Genomic DNA, 18,196 nt, shown 5'->3' on the forward strand with positions numbered 1-18,196 from the left:
ATGTTTTAAGGAAGAAATTATGAATAAAGAATATATACATGTAGAGTTTTCCACAGAGGACAGTGTTAATAATATGGCAGGGTAGTTGATATAAGAAAAAGAGCCGTTCTGTTATAAGAACAGCTCTTTTGATTTATTACGCTCTACTGAATATACAAAATAAGTTTGAATGATTCCACCAATTATTAATAAGCAGGCACAAATATAAAATAGAGTGCCGCCGCTTACATGACTTAATATAACTGCACCTATAGCAGGACCGCACGTTCGAGAAATATCCCAGTGTATGCCGTAGATAGAAAAATATAATCCCCGCTTGTGACTTGGTGCTATTCTGGAAACAAATCGTAGTAAGTGATTTAAAGCAATACTTTCACCAATTGTCAGGAAAAGCAATGTGAAGAAGAGTGACCATAATGTTGTAGAATAACCATAACCAATAGCAGCGAATGTATAACAAATATATGAAATTACAATTATTTTAGGCATTGAAAATCGTTCAGACCATTTGACAAGACCAACTTGCAGGATGATTTCCATTACAGCTTTACAAGTCGAGATAAATGCGAGAACAAATAAGAAATTTGGAAAGATATCTTCTGCGAATACACGATAATTTGTTTCAGTTTGGGCATAGAAAAAGCTAATCGGAAGAGTAGATATCATGAGTCCAAATATAGCATAATGCTTAAAAATAAACTGTGTACGTGTTGTTACTTGTGCTGATTTTTCATTAGTTTGAATGATTGGAGCTGTTTCTGGCAGTTGTGTCCAAACGAGAATGGCATACAGCAGGAGAGTTACAGCTTGAATGACAAATAAGTATTCAGGGTGACTATTGTAAAAAAAGGCACCGATGAATGGACCAATCACAGCACCGATAGCTCCTACTGTTTGAAGAACAGCGAATATTTCAGCTTGTTGTTTTTGTTCAGTTAAATCGGCAATTTGTGCACGCTGAGCAGGAATATATAAGGAGCGGCCAATACCGTTCATTACATATAACAAAGCAAAGAATAGGACTGATTCAGCAAAAACAAATCCGCCTATTGCAATTGCTTGCACGAATAATCCGAGTAACATAATTTTCTTTCTACCGTAGCGATCTGTTACACCTCCAGCAATGATTGTGAACACAATATCAGAAAGTGGCTGCAATCCAAACAGAAGCATTGTCATAATCACATTACCTTCTAGTGCTTTATTGACATGGACAATAAAAATAATTGCTAACATGGCCTCAGTTGTTCTAGTTAACAACTCACCTAATAATCGAATCCGGATTGGTTTATTATAGCGTTTTATAAGATGATTCATTCTTCATTTCCCCCTTTCTATATAGAAATCTTAAGATAGAAGCAAGAAATGAAAAAGGGTAGAATGAAAGAAGGAGATTTTTCATCTTTTAGGGGGAAAAGTATGGTTATTTTGGAGCAGTACATACAGCTGTGGGTCCAGTATGGAAAAGGGAGAACAGAGGAAGAAAAAATAGAAATATCATTACAAAATATATCGGAAACATTGTTTTGTACGGATCGTAATAGTAAATTTATTATAAAAAAATTAGAAGAGTTAGCGTGGATTTGTTGGTTTCCAGGACGCGGAAGAGGGAATCGATCAAAGTTATCGTTTCAAAAAAATCCTATTTCTTTAATTTTAGAACAGGGGAAAGAAATAACGAAACAAGGGGATGTAAAGGGTGGAAAAGCATTTGTTGAGCAATATAGCTCATATTTCCCCATATTAGAAAAACAATTCCAAGCTTGGATAGATTCGATATTTGGTTATCAAATTGAAATGACTTCTCGAGGAAGACAAGATGTACTGCGTTTACAAGTTGAAATGAACCTGAAAATTTCTTTAGATCCTGTATATGCTACAATGCGTTCGGAGTGTCATATGGTAAAACATCTATATGACACGCTTATTTATGTTAATGAGAGCACAAATACAATAGAGCCGAGACTCGCTTTTCATTGGGAATATAATGACAATCTAAAACTATGGACTTTTTATTTACGAAAGGGGGTTCGATTTCATAATGGAAAACGATTTACAGCTCATGATGTTGTATATACATTTGGTAGGTTTATGAATAAAGAGGATAATCCGTATTCATGGATGCTTCAACATGTTGAAAGTGTTCGTATTGTAAATGAATATATTGTAGAAATGCACTTGCATACGGAAAATCAATTGTTATTACATGCTTTAAGCTCAGAACAGTGTTCTATTGTAATGGAAGATGAGGAAGACAAATTAATTGGAACAGGACCGTTTAAACTGTGTGAAAATAATGAGTCTATTTTTGTATTAGAAGCTCATGATTTGTATTTTCGTGAACGACCCTTTCTCGATCGGATTGAATTATGGAATGTGCCACAAAGTATTGATACATATGATGTTTTCGTAAAGGCGCAACATAAAGAATTAGAAAAGTATCATAAGGAACTTTCTATACTGGAATCCAATGTAACATATATAACGTTAAACACTGAGAAACAAGGACCTATGCAAGATATTACATTTCGCAAAGCGTTGTATAAAATTATTCATAGCAGCAAAATAATAGGTGAGTTAGAGGGAGAGCGTGGCGAGGTAGCAGGGGAATTATTATTGACGAATTTTTTTATGCCAAGAATAAAAGAGGATATTCAAATCTTGGTTCAAAATAGTAAGTATAATAATGAAATATTAAATTTATACACATTTAAAGGACAAGATCATGTAGAAGATTCATATTGGATTCAAAAAGAATGTGCCAAATATGGAATTGTAATTGAAATAGCTTTTCTTGATACACAGGAATTATTACAGGTTCAAATGATAAAGCAAGCAGATATCATTCATGATAGTGCTACCATTAGCGAGCAAACAGAAAGCAGTTTTCTGTATATGTTTCTTTCAAAAAATAGTTTTATTTATCAGCATAGCTCTCTGGATTTTAATGAGCAATTACATTCATATTTTATTGAACCTAATTTTGAAAAGCGAATTACACTGTTACGCGATATAGAGGATACATTGTTACGTAATATTCATATTGTTCCTTTATATCGTAATAAACAACACATACGTACACATGAAAAAGTACAAAATATAATCATCAACGCTCAAGGTTGGATTGATTTTTATAATATATGGTTTAAACCTTAATATATAAGCATTTAATAAAGGTTCTTTTGAAAAATCAAAAGGGCCTTTTTGTATGGAAGTACATTTTGATTTTGAACATTGTTTCGCACATTTTTTATAAACACCCATTTACAGTGTAACAGTGTTATGTTACATTGTTATCAGGAAGGAGTGTTATACAGTTGAGTACGGATTTAATTTCAAAAAAGGATTTATTAGAACTGACTGGTATTTCATACGGACAGCTATATAGGTGGAAAAGAAAGAATTTAATACCAGAAGATTGGTTTGTAAGAAAATCAACTTTTACAGGGCAAGAAACATTTTTTCCGAAAGAAAAGATATTAGAACGTATTGATAAAATTCAAACAATGAAAGAGGATTTGTCTCTAGATGAATTAGCGAATATGTTTTCACCAAGTGTAACAGAGGTTTCTTTAACGAAAGAAGACATGATACGAAAGGGTATTGCCTCCGAACCGGTTGTGCAGTTTTTTATAGAACAAACGAATAAACCGGTAGAATTTCAATTTGTTGATATTCTCTATGTATACATTTTAGAAGAATTACTGCAATCTGGAGAAATTAGTTTAGAAGAAGGTAAGATGATACTGCAAGTGCTGCATGAGCACTATGAAATCATGAAACAAAAGAATAGTGAATTAGTTGTGGTTCGAAAACTAGGTATTGCTACATGTTTCTTAGTTTCAAATGTGGAAGATCTATTTTTTGAAAAAGGTACGAAGATAGTCGTACGTTTAACAATCATGCAATATACAGAAGCATTAAAATCAAAACTATTGTAGTGGAGGAGAAATAATGCATACAGAAAAATTAATTATAAATGGCTATGGTTCTTCAAATGGTGGAGAGTTCCATAAAGTACAGTTAAATGGAAAAGGAACTGTTAATGGAAATATTGACTGTGATGAATTTGAATGTAATGGGTCAGGTAGTGTAAATGGTGATTTAAAAAGCGAGAACACAAAAATTAGTGGATCCGGTAAAGTTGACGGTACAGTAAGCACTGAAAATATGCGAATTGATGGAAAAGCAACGATTACAAAAGATGTAAAGGCTAACAATTTAAAGATTGCTGGAAAAGGAACAATTGGTGGTACTTTGACAGGAGAAGAGCTTAAAATCCGTGGGCAAGCGACTATTGACGGTAATTGTGAAGTAGATATCTTTTCGTCAGAAGGGCAATTCACAATTGGTGGCTTACTAAGCGCAGATGAAATTGACATCGATATTCATGGTACATGTAGAGTAAAAGAAATAGGTGGTCAAACAATTAAAGTAAGACACAGACCAACAGCATTTAGTGGGCTTTTTAAAACGGTGTTTGGATCACATTTAGAAGCTGAATTGTTAGAAGGTGACAATATTGATATTGATTACGTGCAAATTAAAACTGTAAGAGGTAACAATGTTACAGTGGGGCCGAATTGTGAGATTGGACTTATAGAATATACGGGAGTTCTTCATGTCGATAAAAATGCAAAAGTAAAAGAAATTCAGCAAGTTTAATTTTTTTATAGAGAGAGGAATGTAAATGGAAAAGCGAAATAGTCTTACATTGAATGGTTCTGGTAGTTCATCAGGTGGAATCTATAATAAAGTGAAAATTCGAGGAGAAGGAACAATTTCAAATGATGTGAACTGCAATGAATTTAAAGCATATGGAACGAGCGGTGTTCGTGGTGATATGACGACAAATTCATATATTGTGTATGGAGATAGTGAAGTACAAGGTGGTTTGCATGCTGAGTATGTGAAAGTATATGGTAATACACAAGTGCAGAATGATTGTCACATTAACAAAATAAAAATTCGAGGAATGTTCGAAGTGAATGGAAAGTTATCCGGAAACTTTGTGGACATTAAAGGAGGGCTGACTGTAAAAGAAGATATTGAAGTTGAAGAATTTTTATTAACGGGTGGTCTTGAAAGTGAAGGGCTTTTAAATGCTGAAAATATTAACATTATCTTGCGTTATGAAGGAAGTAAAGTAAGAGAAATTGGTGGGAAAAAGATTACAGTACGAAAAAAAGCTAGATTTATTCCTTTTACAAGCCATACTGGTAATCTTCAAACATCAATTATTGAAGGTGATGACATTTATTTAGAGCATACAATAGCTGAAGTAGTGAGGGGAAACAATGTTACAATTGGCCCTGGCTGTGAAATAAGTGTTGTTGAATATCATACTAGCTTTAATCAAAAAGGCAAATCAGTTGTAAAAGAACATAAACAAATATAGTTGTAAGAGGGAGAGCAAGATATATGGTTGCAAAGAATAGTAAACTTAGCTTTGTAGTTGCTGGTTTATTGCTAGGGATTTTAATGGCATCAATGGATAATACCATTGTTGTTACAGCGATGGGAACAATTGTTGGCGATTTAGGCGGATTAGAAAACTTTGTTTGGGTTGTATCGGCGTATATGGTAGCAGAAATGGCAGGAATGCCGATTTTCGGAAAACTATCAGATATGTATGGTAGAAAAAGATTCTTTATTTTCGGCTTAATTGTCTTTATGATTGGTTCGGCACTTTGTGGTACCGCAGAAAATATTACGCAGTTAGGTATTTATCGTGCGATCCAAGGTATTGGTGGCGGGGCACTTGTTCCAATTGCCTTTACTATTGTTTTTGATATTTTTCCGCCCGAAAAGCGCGGGAAAATGGGGGGATTATTTGGTGCGGTCTTTGGATTATCTAGTATTTTCGGTCCTTTACTTGGCGCATATATTACAGACTACATTAGCTGGCACTGGGTGTTTTATATTAACTTACCGCTTGGTATTCTATCACTTATTTTTATTGTATTCTTTTATAAAGAATCGCGCGTTCATCAAAAACAAAAGATTGATTGGTTTGGTGCAATTACACTAGTCGGTGCAGTTGTTTGTTTAATGTTCGCATTAGAACTTGGTGGACAGAAGTATGATTGGGACTCTACTTTTATTTTAAGTTTATTTGCGGCATTTGCTATTTTAATTATTATGTTTATTTTTATTGAAAGAAAAGTGGTAGAACCTATCATATCGTTTGAAATGTTTAAACAGCGCTTATTCGGGATGAGTACAATTATCGCTTTATTTTACGGGGCTGCTTTTATGTCAGCAACTGTATATATTCCTTTGTTCATTCAAGGTGTATATGGCGGATCGGCAACGAATTCTGGCTTATTACTATTGCCAATGATGTTAGGATCAGTCGTTACAGCACAGTTAGGCGGATTTTTAACATCAAAGTTAAGTTACCGCAATATCATGATTATTTCTGCTGTAATTATGCTTGGTGGATTGTTCTTATTAAGTACATTAACACCAGAAACAAGTCGTGTATGGCTAACCCTTTATATGATTATTATCGGTTTTGGTGTAGGGTTTTCATTCTCAGTATTAAGTATGGCTGCAATCCATGGCTTTGGTATGAACCAGCGCGGATCAGCAACTTCAACGAGTAACTTTATCCGCTCATTAGGAATGACACTTGGGATTACAATATTTGGTATGATTCAAAGAACAGGTTTTCAAGATCAATTAGAAGAAGCATTTAAAGGAATGGATGGCGGAATAAATAGCAACGCTCTAGGGGATTCAAGAGCAATTCTTTCAGAAGGCGCAAGATCTCAAATTCCGCCACAAATATTAGATAAAATTATTGAAGCCCTTTCAAGTTCTATCGTTCATACTTTTATGTGGGCGTTAGTTCCAGCAGGTTTAGCATTCGTGTTTATTTTCTTTATGGGGAATGAACGAATGGTATACAAGAAAGAACAAGGTAAGATAAAGGCTGAAACATCAAAAGCATAGAAGAAAAAAGCTCCTTTCTCAAATAGAAAGGAGCTTTTTTGTATGTAACTTTACAAATTAACCTTCGATTACTTCATATTCTTCGTCTGCTAATAATAAAATCTGTGTTTTTTTACCTTTGTTTTGTACTTCAATTACATCGTATGTGCCTAGGTCTCTTAATTTATTTTGAGACACATTTACCATTACTTCAATAGAATCGATTAAAATATCTTCTTCGATATATGATTCAGGCAATGCCATATCCTCTGTATCTAATACACATGTGTATAGATTTTGTAAATCTGCAGTAGATGGGTTTTGTTCTTCAACATCAATGATGTTTTTTACTGCATCCATATTTTCTTCTTTTACTTGATACACTTTAATTTTAGCCATTTTTTAATCTCCTTTATAACGTAATCGTAGAGGCTACAGTTTATTATAACGTTTTTTAGTGGAAAGATGAAATTGTTTCCTTATTATCATTCTCAATTATAATATTCGCATCCAAAAGTTCGGGTAGGAGAAGTGCTATTCAGTGAAGGGAAAGGAAATCCTTGCTAATTCAAAATTGGTTCGAATTTATTACAAAAGTGTAAGGTTTTTGTAAGGAAAATAGATAAATAGATCATAAGGTTTCTGATAGTATACGAGGTGTCACATACTATTAAAACAAGAGGTTGAAAACATGAAGAAACTGTTAATAACTTTGATTGCTTTTCTCGTATTATTAGGTCTTTTAATGACTGCTTTTGTAAGCTTTGATTGGGATTTAGCTGAAATGAAGCAAAAATTGGGCAAAGATAAAATGTATGTTCATATTACGGAGAACGGAAAAGAATATCAGGTAGATAAAGATGATCCTACTTGGAAGCGTTACGAGTATAACGTAATTGCATATGATAAAGATGGAAATAAGACGAGTATTAAGTTCGATGCTAATAAAAATTTAAAGCTAAATGCTTTTTTACGTGTGTATGTATTTGATGAACCAAATAGTGAGGGATATAAAGGGATTTCAACATATGAAGAAGTCCAACAAAATGAAATTCCTAAAAAAGCACTAAAGCAGATGGATAAAAACTAATATATAAGGATTGTTCATAGATGAAAAGGCAGCATGTATAATTGTACATGCTGCCTTTTTGTTTGAAGAAGAAAATAATGGTATGAAATGAAGTTTGAATTTAAAAGTGCTTATAATTTAAACAACAAAACATTTTTATCATATTCCCGTAAACACCAATTGTATTTATTTAATACAGTAGGATGAACACCCTCTTGATCAGTATTAATTTCTTTAAAACCATATTTTTTATAAAAAGCTGCCAGTTCTTCAAAAGGAATGCAATAAATATTAGGTACATTGGATTGCTTTGCTTCGTCTACTAAGAAAGAAAGGAGATCGCCTGCTAATTTATAGCCCCTGAATTTAGGAAGTATATAAATACCGCCCATTTCTAACGTGCTTTGATCAATTTTAACTAAACGTCCAAGTCCAACATATTCTCCGTTGTATGTCACAATTGCCACTTTATCTTTTTTTAAATCACTTGGCACAAATCCAACTGATTTATACTGACTGTTAATCCATTCTAAATCCTCTGGTGAAGCAAATTTTATTTTCATAAAAATACACTCCTTGAAAAATTCTGATATTTCTATTGTATAGGAAACAAAATGATTTGTAATGAAATAATGGTACTTGGTTCAATTAGATATAACTCGTTTGAGAAATTGATTTGATCATGAAGTTAATTTCTCCACATTCCACGCATAGAATATAGAATAGTTTAATAATACTTTCTCTTTCTTCATAAGTGTTTTACGTATATAATTTAAAGGTAATTGTTCTTATTTTAGTATACTTATAATAGAATAGAGGTTTAAAAATGAGCGTTAAAATCATTACGGATAGTGCTGCTGATTTACCAAAAGAATTGCTGCAAGCTTATGATATAGATTTGATTCCACTCCGTGTATATGATGAGGCAGAAACAGAGTATTTAGATGGAGTAACATTAGATTCGGTTCAATTATTACAAAAGATGAGAGAAGGCGAGGTATTTAAGACATCGCTGCCATCATTAGAAACATTCCAAGAAAAGTTCGTTACATATGCAAAGCAAAGTACACCTTGTATATATGTAGCTTTCTCTTCTGAACTTTCTGGTACATATCAATCTTCAGTAGTGATTAAAGAAGAAGTACAAGAAACATATGCAGATTTCGATTTAGAAATTATTGATACAAAATGCGCTTCACTTGGTCAAGGTCTTGTTGTATTAGAAGCTGCGAAAATGGCTAAAGAAGGTGCATCAAAAGAAGAAATTTTGAAACGAATTGCTTTTCTAACAAAACATATGGAGCATATCTTTACAGTTGCTGATTTGCAGTATCTTGTTAGAGGTGGTCGTTTAAGTAAGGTAGCTGGATTTATTGGTGGTTTATTAAATATTAAGCCGATTCTAAATGTGGAAGAAGGAAAGCTTGTACCACTTGAAAAGATTAGAGGTAGAAAGAAAGTTTTAGGCCGAATTGTCGATATAATGGAAGAGCGAGGAAAAGACCTTAAAGGTCAAACAGTTGGCATTACACATGGTGATGATTTAGAAACTGCGAATGCATTAAAAGCGTTAATTACTGAAAAATTTGGCTGTGATGTGTTTATTGTAAATACAATTGGAGCAGCAATCGGTGCGCATACAGGACCAGGTGTTTTAACATTGTTCTTCTTAAATGAAGTAGAGTAAAGGATTGATCTTTTTGATCAATCTTTTTTTTTACAATCATAGTTTTGTGCGAAATAGATGAGGATAACATCGTAGGAGGAATTAATATATCAAATGCAATAAAGAATATATGTAATACAAACGATTTACAGTAGCAGACGTAACTTTTTTATTATTCACTAGCTTTTTTTCTAACAGGCAAGAAGGTAGAAAGGAAACTAGTGAGAACTAGTATAAAAGAAACTCTCTCAGTCGTATCAATCTCTAAACCGTTATTCCATTGATATATAAAGGATACTAGTATTAAAAGTATAACAAATCCTGCAACATATCTTACTGTTTTTCGCGCCTTTTTGTCATTTGTTCTCAAAATCATATTCGTCCCTCTTTCTTATTTAATAAATATTTTTTGATTTCAATCATCGATAAACTGTAGTCTTTTTAGCTAGCAACTAAATATGTATAATTGCATAAAAAAATTGAAATATATAGGTTATTATTAAACTACATTTTTAATGTGGAAGGGTATTTTTGTTTAAAAGTAAAATCGTTTACGTTATTGATGAAATTGAAATTTAGGAGAATCGTATGAAAAAGAAATTATGTACACTAGCTTTTGTAACAGCAATATCTTCTATTGCAATGACAATTCCAACAGAAACATATGCTTGTGGAATTGACGAAGTAATGAAACAGGAAAACCAAGAGCACAAACGTGTGAAAAGATGGTCTGCGGAGCATCCGCACCATCCTAATGAAAGCACACATTTATGGATTGCACGAAACGCAATTCAAATTATGGGTCGTAATCAAGATAAGACGGTTCAAGCAAATGAATTACAATTTTTAAATACTCCTGAATATAAGGAGTTATTTGAAAGAGGTCTTTATGATGCCGATTACCTTGATGAATTTAACGATGGCGGTACAGGTACGATAGGCATTGATGGGCTAATTAAGGGAGGATGGAAATCTCACTTCTACGATCCTGATACGAGAAAGAACTATAAAGGAGAAGAAGAACCAACAGCTCTCTCGCAAGGAGATAAATATTTTAAATTAGCAGGTGAATACTTTAAGAAGGATGACCGAAAACAAGCTTTTTATTATTTAGGTGTTGCGACGCACTACTTCACAGATGCTACTCAGCCAATGCATGCTGCTAATTTTACAGCCGTCGACATGAGTGCTTTAAAGTTTCATAGCGCTTTTGAAAATTATGTGACGACAATTCAGACACAGTATGAAGTATCTGATGGTGAGGGCGTATATAATTTAGTGAATTCTAATGATCCAAAACAGTGGATCCATGAAACAGCGAAACTCGCAAAAGTGGAAATCGGGAACATTACCAATGACGAGATTAAATCTCACTATAATAAAGGAAACAATACTCTTTGGCAAGAAGAAGTTATGCCAGCTGTTCAGAGAAGTTTAGAAAAAGCTCAAAGAAATACAGCGGGATTTATTCATTTATGGTTTAACACATTTGTTGGAAATACTGCTGCTGAAGATATTGAAAATACGATAGTAAAAGATTCTAAAGGAGAAGCAATACAAGATAATAAAAAATACTTCGTAGTACCAAGTGAGTTTCTAAATAGAGGTTTGACCTTTGAAGTATATGCTGCGAATGATTACGCACTATTATCTAATCATGTAGATGATAATAAAGTTCACGGTACACCTGTTCAGTTTGTATTTGATAAAGAGAATAATGGAATCCTCCATCGCGGAGAAAGTGTACTGCTGAAAATGACGCAATCCAACTATGATAATTACGTATTTCTTAATTACTCCAACATGACAAATTGGGTACATCTTGCGAAACAAAAAGCAAATACTGCACAGTTTAAAGTGTATCCAAATCCGAATAATTCAGCTGAATATTACCTATATACAGATGGATACCCAGTAAATTATCAAGAAAATGGTAAAGGGAAGAGCTGGATTGTGTTAGGAAAGAAAACGGATCAACCAAAAGCATGGAAATTTATACAGGCTGAATAGGATTTCCTAGAAGAGAGAAAGAAAAATTTATATATTTTAATAATACTTCATGTATTTAGAATGAGTTTTTTGTTCATTAACTAGCATCTAATTTTAAAGGGGATTTGTGTATATGCCATTTCAAAAAATAAAACTAAGTATGGTTGCTATTTCTTCATTCTTTATTTTAGGTTCCTCGTCCTTATCATTTACAGATACTACATATGCTGAAGTAGTGTCTGCGTCTCCGAAAGCAGAGATGATTTTAACACAAGAGGTTACTGTAAAAAATTATGATGATACATATTATAATAGCGCAAAGGGAAAAGCGGGTTCAGAATTAAAAAAGGAGCTTCATAATATTATTGATAATCATACAAAGATATCATACAGTGCGGTTTGGGAAGCACTAAGAGATACTGATGAAGATCCAAATAATAAAAACAATGTTCTTCTCTTATATACAGGACGTTCGCAAGGGAAATTTACAAATGGTTCAGGGGTCGATAATTGGAACCGAGAGCATGTTTGGGCAAAATCTCACGGTGATTTTGGGACAGCTGCAGGACCAGGAACGGACCTTCACCATTTAAGAGCTACGGATGTATCTGTCAATAGTTCACGTGGGAATTTGGATTTTGATAATGGCGGTGTGAGTCATTCAGAAGCAACAGAATGTAAATACGATAGTGATTCTTGGGAACCTCGTGATAGTGTAAAAGGAGATATTGCTAGAATGTTATTTTACATGGCTGTTCGTTATGAAGGAGACAATGGCGAAGTAGATTTAGAGCTTAATGAAAAAGTGAATAACAATAAAGATCCATATATGGGGAAACTATCTGTTTTACTAAAATGGAATGAACAAGACCCTGTCGATGATTTGGAACGAAAGCGTAATGAAGTTATTTTTACAAAATATCAACATAATCGTAATCCATTTATTGATCATCCTGAATGGGCAAATGAAATTTGGAAATAAATAAGTAAAATCATACCTGGGTAAATTTTAAAGTAGAAAGGAGTGATCATAAGAATCACTCCTTTTTTGGCGTTTACTCCCATCACAATCAACCTAAGAAAAGCAAATACCCCAAAACGAGAAAATTGGCATCTCCCGGTGAAAATGTACAATTTTTTGTTTTAGGGGTGTTATAAAATTCTATGCCCATCAACTTAAGAACAAAAACAAAATGAACTTCCGTTTATCAGAAATAAGATATTCTTAAAGTAGAGGTACACTCTTAAAAATGTGCATGCCAAATAAACCTAGATAGGCATCATTATTGGCTTGATAGCGATGTGGTAATACCCAATAGCCTTGCAAACTTCTGATTACACAGAAGGGCACTGCATTCTTATATAAATTTTATATTAATTCATTATTAATAATATATTATCCGTATTAAAATGTGGTCTTTATAATGAAGATAGCACTTTTAAAAGGAGGAACTAGAATGGAGTTTAGTAAACTTGGCAATAGCGGATTAACAATAAGCAAGATTGCATACGGAAACTGGATAAATCATGGGGGTAAAGTAGATGAGGATACTGCAAAAGAGTGTGTTAAAGCAGCACTAGATGTCGGTATAACAACAGTCGATACTGCTGATGTTTATTCAGACACTAAAGCTGAAGAAGTACTCGGCCGGTCTTTACAAGGTATACGACGGGAGAGCATTGAACTATGTACAAAGGTGTGCCATCCGACTGGGAATGGGCAAAACGATAAAGGTTTATCACGAAAACATATTCTAGAAAATTGTAATGCATCGCTGCGTCGGTTACAGACCGACTATATTGATGTCTATTATGCACACAGATTTGACCCAACTACTCCTCTTGAAGAAACGATGTTAGCTTTCGCAGATCTTGTAAGACAAGGTAAAGTGCTTTATATCGGTGTAAGTGAATGGACAGCAGAACAAATCACCCGTGGTGCAACACTTTCACGGGAATTGAATATTCCGCTCATCGCTAGCCAACCCCAGTATTCAATGTTGTGGAGAGTTATCGAAACCGATGTGATACCAACCTGTCAACGTGAGGGACTTGGGCAAGTAGTATGGTCGCCTCTCGCACAAGGTGTTCTCACTGGAAAATATCACCCCAAAAAACCAGTACCAACTCAATCACGTGCTAATTCTCCTGCTGGCAAACCATTTTTTTATAATCTTGCACAACGTTGGATGAATGACAATGTGCTCACTGCTATCCAGAAGCTCAAACCCATCGCACAAGAGATTGATCTTACCCTCGCTCAACTCGCAGTAGCTTGGGTACTACAAAACCAGAATGTTTCCTCAGCAATTATCGGTGCCTCGAGACCGGAACAGGTAAGAGAGAATGTGTTCGCTTCTGATGTCAAACTGAAACCTGAAATAATGAATCAGATTGACAAAGTACTAGAAGGTTTCGTTGAGTACGATCCGAGTAAAACAGGTTAAGTTTTTGCACGTGACTTAATCAGAAATATATACAAAATCTTTGTAGTCTTACTTTAAAACTTAAGTTAAATTAGCATTCTTCCTTTGTAATATTTTACTACCCATCCCATCAGGGTGGGCTTTTATTCTTGGTGATCAAGTTGTAAAATCGAATACACCTCTCTAACAACTGTTAAGAAATGATCTACTACTGCAGATTTTTCATCCTGTCTCCATCCAACATATAGATTTACTTTTGGTGTAGTCTCTTGGATTTTTTTATAGATAACCCCAGGACGTTTATAACTTTCCACCGACGATGGAACGACAGAAACTCCCATTCCTGTTGCAACTAAATTAACAATAGTTTGCATTTGAACAGCTTCTTGAACAACATTTAAACTTACACCATGATCCCCAAAATAGTTAATAATTAAATCATAAAAATTCGGACCAAAATGACGAGGAAACAAAATAAATGGTTCATCAATTAACAATTGGAGTGGAATTTCGGGCAATGAGGTGAAAGGGTGATCTTGATGTAAAACCAATCTTAAAGATTCTTCAGAACAAACTTCAGAAGATAGTATCCCGTTGTTCTGTTTAGAACGAATAAATCCAATATGAATTTGTTTCTCATAGAGTGCTTTTAGTTGCTGCTCCGTTGTCATTTCACGCAATATAAGATGGATTTTAGGAAAGCGTTCTCGAAATTTATTAAGAACTTCTATAACGATTTCTGTGGAATCGACAAAACCGATTATTAAGTTCCCTATTTTTCCTTCAGCTGCAAGTTGTGTTTCTTTTATGGCTCTTTCTAATTGAAACAGTGTTTGTTGAGATCCTTCTAAAAATATCTTCCCAGCATCCGTAAGTTCAACCATTCTTTTTGTTCGATGAAAAAGTTGAACTCCCAATTCTTCTTCTAATTTACGAATTTCTTGGCTTAGAGGAGGTTGTGCCATCCTAAGACGTTCTGCTGCACGACTAAAATTCAATTCTTCTGCCACCATTATGAAATATCGCATTTTCCTAATATCCATTTTCATCCATCCCTTCTACTAAAATCTAATAAGAACTTCTCTTTTATTATCAAACTCATTTAGGTGCCTAGTATTTTCGTAGCCATGCTTTTTATGTTTTACAGCTCTTTGGTATTAGAGAGAGGAGATGTTTTAGAGTTTATCGACCAGTTCCATAGATAAGGGGAAAAATACCTCTCTTCAAATAACCTGTCAGTTAGTTAAGTAATTACACAAACCCACTTTAACATAATATCCCACTTTTGAATCGAAATTTTCTGAATAGGGGATGAAAGAAAAAAGGTAGATTAAAAGTCTTTCTCCTTCTGCAACTAACCTGCATCGTTAGTTTAAGTACATTTCTTCACAATCTTTATAGTGATATTAACATAAATATCCAATGAAAAATCATCTTATTTGTTCAAATTTCTTCGGGTTAAAAATGAGTGGAGTATTTCAAGTATGTATAGGTGTATTAACTTTTCTTATCTTACTCATAACAATTGTTTGTTCATTGCCTTATATTGAAATGGAAAACATAAATATAAACATTTCATTAAATGAAATACACCCTATTTTACATGCTACATTATTAATATTTTGGTCTTTTTTTGGATGGGAAGCAATTTCAAGTTTAGCGCCTGAATTCAAATCTCCGAGAAAAAGAAATATCATTTTTTCAACAGGTGCTGCGATTATTATTATTGGCCTTATTTATATAGGAATTGCTATTTCAGTAATTGGGACAGGAGCATATTCTATAAAGTCTGATAATAGTACTGCTCTTGTAATCGTTATAAAAAATACATTAGGTGACCAATTTGTATGGTTAGTTGGATTGGTAGCTTTTATAATTTGTTTAGGTACAACAAATGCATGTATAGCAAGTATGAGTCGGCTGGGTTATTCTCTAGGAAAAGAAGAATTTGCACCTGAATATCTGGGGTATTTGAATAACAAAAGCAATACACCAACGAATGCTTTAATGATAGTAGGTTTCATCGCAATAACAGTGCTTTTAATAAGCTTCTTTTTTCATATTCGCGTAGATCAATTAGTGCTAATCCCTAATTCATTAGGAATTGTTACATATATTGTAGGTACTGCAGCGGGAATAAAGCTAATCAAGAATAGACTAGGAAAGATTTTTTCTGTAACAGCATTCACATGTTGCGTAATGGTATATCCGTTTATTGGTGATGTAATTGCCATTCCGATTGTAGTTGTATTGATGTGTTTGGTGTATATATATCAAAAAGAAAAGGTAGTAAATACACGCTATATAAATAAGAAGAAATAGAATAGGAAAGGAGTGAAAGTAATACTATTTAAAATACCTGCACAAAAGTCGGAATATTTCAAGATGTTGAAATTTAAGTGATTCATATATAATTAGCTAATGAATGCATTATTGTAACTATCTGTAAAAACAGGAGGCTATAAAATGAATCAAATGATCAATCATCCAACGCGATGGGATTTGGAAAGGTTATATCCTGAAACAAAAGATCCTACGTTTTCTACAGAAATAGAGATAATCGAACAATTAATAGGAACATATAAAGAAAATAGCGACCCAGCAATCCTCTCAAGAATTATACAAAGAATTGAAAAGGCAGAGTATTACTTTTATTGTCTTTCTGCTGAACACGCAGATGAATTTACAGCTGCTTTACCTCATACAAAAATAAATAAGTTGAAAACAGAGGTTCGTTTATTACTACAAGAATCGAATCATGAAAAAAGTAACTTCTTCGAAAATCAAAATATCAACTTTATAGAAAATGAATTAAAAGCTTGGGAAGACATGTACATACAATTACGAAATAGATTAGAAGTACATCATAATAACGAGATATTATCATTTGGAAAAGCAAATTATCTTGCGATGAATGGTGAAACTCATCATGAAAGATTAGCGGTATTTTCTTCTCTTACAGAGGCATTGGAAAAGGAGAAAACAGTATTTGCTAGCGTACTTAATCAAATAGGTAGATTGCGTAACCTAAAAAGTAACCTGTTACAAGAAAAGGAGGTATTGTCACAATCGCTTCAAGCAAACGGTATTTCTAAAAATGCATTATTGGAAATGTGGAATGCTATTGAAGGGAATCTTGAAAAGTTATCGAGTGTTATAGCGTTTCATAAAAGAAGTAAGGAGACGTTTACTTGGCATGATTTGATGACATTGGAAGAAAATAATCAGGTTCAAATTCCGTTTTCAATAGCAGTAGAAAATATATATGAGGCCTTAAAGGATATCGATGAAGAACTAGCTCAATTTGCACAGCACGCTATTATGAATGGTTGGGTTGATGCTGAGCCAAGAGATAATAAGCCACCTAGTGGATTTTGCGCTCCTTTTTTAAGTGAAGGAGAATCTCGAATTTCATTACGGTATGATGAAACAATTGATAGTGTAAGAATATTAGCTCATGAATTAGGGCATGCATGGCATTTTTATGTAATGAGCAATGAGCAGTCTACTGCTTTTTTAGATGACTACCTTCCAATGTGTATGGCAGAATCAGCATCTATTTTCTTTGAGATGGTACTTGTAGATTACTTAGTTAAAATAGCAGAAAGTGAAGAACTGAGAAAATCATTGCTTAGCTGGAAAATCAGAAATAGCTTTAATTATGTAATGGCCATTCGAGCTTCATTTCAATTTGAGCAAACATTTTATGAAGAAAGTCAAAAGGGACATTTAAGTGCGGATGAATTAGAGAGATTATCTATACTTTCACAAAAAGCAGCTTATGGAAATTCTTTAACAGAATATCAACCTTTTGTTTGGATGAAATATGGTCAATTTTATACAGCGAGTGTTCCTTTTTACAATTATCCATATACATTTGGTTATCTACTAAGTTTAGGATTATTAGAAATTGCAAAACAAGATGGTAGTGAGTTTCATTCTAAATACAAAAAATTCTTGTGTGAGACTGGAAAACGCCCAGTCGAAGAGTTGGTGAAACAATACTTTCACATCGACCTTGCTGATAATGAGTTTTGGGAGAAAGCATTACTTCAAATAAATAAGGATATTGATGAGTATTTACAGTTTGTACAAGAGGAAGTTTAAGTC

16 protein-coding genes and 1 pseudogene are annotated in these 18,196 nt (G+C 33.6%); 12 read left to right on the plus strand and 5 right to left on the minus strand.

Annotated elements, in window-relative coordinates:
* Positions 1-111: 111 nt before the first annotated feature.
* Positions 112-1,317, minus strand: coding sequence for an MDR family MFS transporter (locus MHH71_RS01790; protein WP_033798930.1), 1,206 nt, complete (start codon positions 1,315-1,317; stop codon positions 112-114).
* Between the two features lie 48 nt (positions 1,318-1,365).
* Here MHH71_RS01790 and MHH71_RS01795 point away from each other — a divergent pair, with 48 nt between their 5' ends.
* The 5 genes from MHH71_RS01795 to MHH71_RS01815 all read left to right on the plus strand — a co-directional run bounded on the left by MHH71_RS01795 (position 1,366) and on the right by MHH71_RS01815 (position 6,957).
* Positions 1,366-3,156, plus strand: coding sequence for an ABC transporter substrate-binding protein (locus MHH71_RS01795; RefSeq protein ID WP_006095094.1), 1,791 nt, complete (start codon positions 1,366-1,368; stop codon positions 3,154-3,156).
* A gap of 161 nt (positions 3,157-3,317) precedes the next feature.
* Positions 3,318-3,941 (plus strand): YhbD family protein, encoded by a 624-nt coding sequence (locus MHH71_RS01800; RefSeq protein ID WP_003197991.1) that lies wholly within the window; start codon positions 3,318-3,320, stop codon positions 3,939-3,941.
* Positions 3,942-3,954: 13 nt separating this feature from the next.
* The gene (locus tag MHH71_RS01805; RefSeq protein ID WP_006095093.1) at positions 3,955-4,665 is read left to right on the plus strand and encodes a polymer-forming cytoskeletal protein; all 711 of its coding nucleotides are present in this window, start codon (positions 3,955-3,957) and stop codon (positions 4,663-4,665) included.
* 25 nt (positions 4,666-4,690) lie between these two features.
* Positions 4,691-5,398, plus strand: coding sequence for a hypothetical protein (locus tag MHH71_RS01810; protein ID WP_006095092.1), 708 nt, complete (start codon positions 4,691-4,693; stop codon positions 5,396-5,398).
* 23 nt (positions 5,399-5,421) lie between these two features.
* Entirely contained in the window at positions 5,422-6,957 is a 1,536-nt protein-coding gene (locus tag MHH71_RS01815) for an MDR family MFS transporter (protein ID WP_006095091.1), read from the plus strand.
* A 57-nt stretch (positions 6,958-7,014) separates the two neighbouring features.
* On the opposite strand, the gene MHH71_RS01820 is transcribed toward MHH71_RS01815, so the two are convergent.
* A complete protein-coding gene (locus MHH71_RS01820) occupies positions 7,015-7,335 on the minus strand; it encodes a hypothetical protein (RefSeq protein WP_003197999.1) in 321 nt (106 codons plus the stop codon).
* Positions 7,336-7,627: 292 nt separating this feature from the next.
* Between MHH71_RS01820 and MHH71_RS01825 the strand changes: the two genes are divergently transcribed.
* Positions 7,628-8,026, plus strand: a complete 399-nt coding sequence (locus tag MHH71_RS01825) for a YxeA family protein (RefSeq protein WP_018765696.1) — start codon at positions 7,628-7,630, stop codon at positions 8,024-8,026.
* Positions 8,027-8,136: 110 nt separating this feature from the next.
* Here MHH71_RS01825 and MHH71_RS01830 read toward each other — a convergent pair whose 3' ends face one another.
* Entirely contained in the window at positions 8,137-8,568 is a 432-nt protein-coding gene (locus MHH71_RS01830; protein ID WP_003198003.1) for a GNAT family N-acetyltransferase, read from the minus strand.
* Positions 8,569-8,831: 263 nt separating this feature from the next.
* On the opposite strand from MHH71_RS01830, the gene MHH71_RS01835 reads away from it, so the two are divergent.
* Positions 8,832-9,692: a DegV family protein gene (locus tag MHH71_RS01835; RefSeq protein ID WP_006095090.1), complete on the plus strand. Its 861-nt coding sequence runs from the start codon at positions 8,832-8,834 to the stop codon at positions 9,690-9,692.
* Positions 9,693-9,843: 151 nt separating this feature from the next.
* Here the strand turns inward: MHH71_RS01835 and MHH71_RS01840 are convergent, their stop codons facing one another.
* On the minus strand, positions 9,844-10,047 hold the full coding sequence (locus MHH71_RS01840) for a hypothetical protein (protein WP_018765695.1): 204 nt from the start codon (positions 10,045-10,047) through the stop codon (positions 9,844-9,846).
* Between the two features lie 212 nt (positions 10,048-10,259).
* Between MHH71_RS01840 and MHH71_RS01845 the strand changes: the two genes are divergently transcribed.
* The 3 genes from MHH71_RS01845 (at position 10,260) to MHH71_RS01855 (ending at position 14,107) form a co-directional block, all read left to right on the plus strand.
* Positions 10,260-11,681 (plus strand): zinc dependent phospholipase C family protein, encoded by a 1,422-nt coding sequence (locus MHH71_RS01845; protein ID WP_006095089.1) that lies wholly within the window; start codon positions 10,260-10,262, stop codon positions 11,679-11,681.
* A 112-nt stretch (positions 11,682-11,793) separates the two neighbouring features.
* Positions 11,794-12,642, plus strand: coding sequence for an endonuclease I family protein (locus MHH71_RS01850; protein ID WP_003198008.1), 849 nt, complete (start codon positions 11,794-11,796; stop codon positions 12,640-12,642).
* 475 nt (positions 12,643-13,117) lie between these two features.
* Positions 13,118-14,107: an aldo/keto reductase family protein gene (locus tag MHH71_RS01855; RefSeq protein ID WP_033798929.1), complete on the plus strand. Its 990-nt coding sequence runs from the start codon at positions 13,118-13,120 to the stop codon at positions 14,105-14,107.
* A gap of 122 nt (positions 14,108-14,229) precedes the next feature.
* Here the strand turns inward: MHH71_RS01855 and MHH71_RS01860 are convergent, their stop codons facing one another.
* On the minus strand, positions 14,230-15,129 hold the full coding sequence (locus MHH71_RS01860; RefSeq protein ID WP_029426842.1) for a LysR substrate-binding domain-containing protein: 900 nt from the start codon (positions 15,127-15,129) through the stop codon (positions 14,230-14,232).
* A gap of 403 nt (positions 15,130-15,532) precedes the next feature.
* On the opposite strand from MHH71_RS01860, the pseudogene MHH71_RS01865 reads away from it, so the two are divergent.
* Both MHH71_RS01865 and MHH71_RS01870 read left to right on the plus strand, forming a co-directional pair.
* A pseudogene (locus tag MHH71_RS01865) lies at positions 15,533-16,408 on the plus strand (APC family permease); the annotation flags it as partial.
* A 144-nt stretch (positions 16,409-16,552) separates the two neighbouring features.
* A complete protein-coding gene (locus MHH71_RS01870) occupies positions 16,553-18,193 on the plus strand; it encodes a M3 family metallopeptidase (RefSeq protein ID WP_006095085.1) in 1,641 nt (546 codons plus the stop codon).
* Positions 18,194-18,196 lie beyond the last annotated feature (3 nt).

The sequence above is a fragment of the Bacillus sp. FSL H8-0534 genome (assembly GCF_038005885.1).
GTDB classification, from domain to species: domain Bacteria; phylum Bacillota; class Bacilli; order Bacillales; family Bacillaceae_G; genus Bacillus_A; species Bacillus_A pseudomycoides.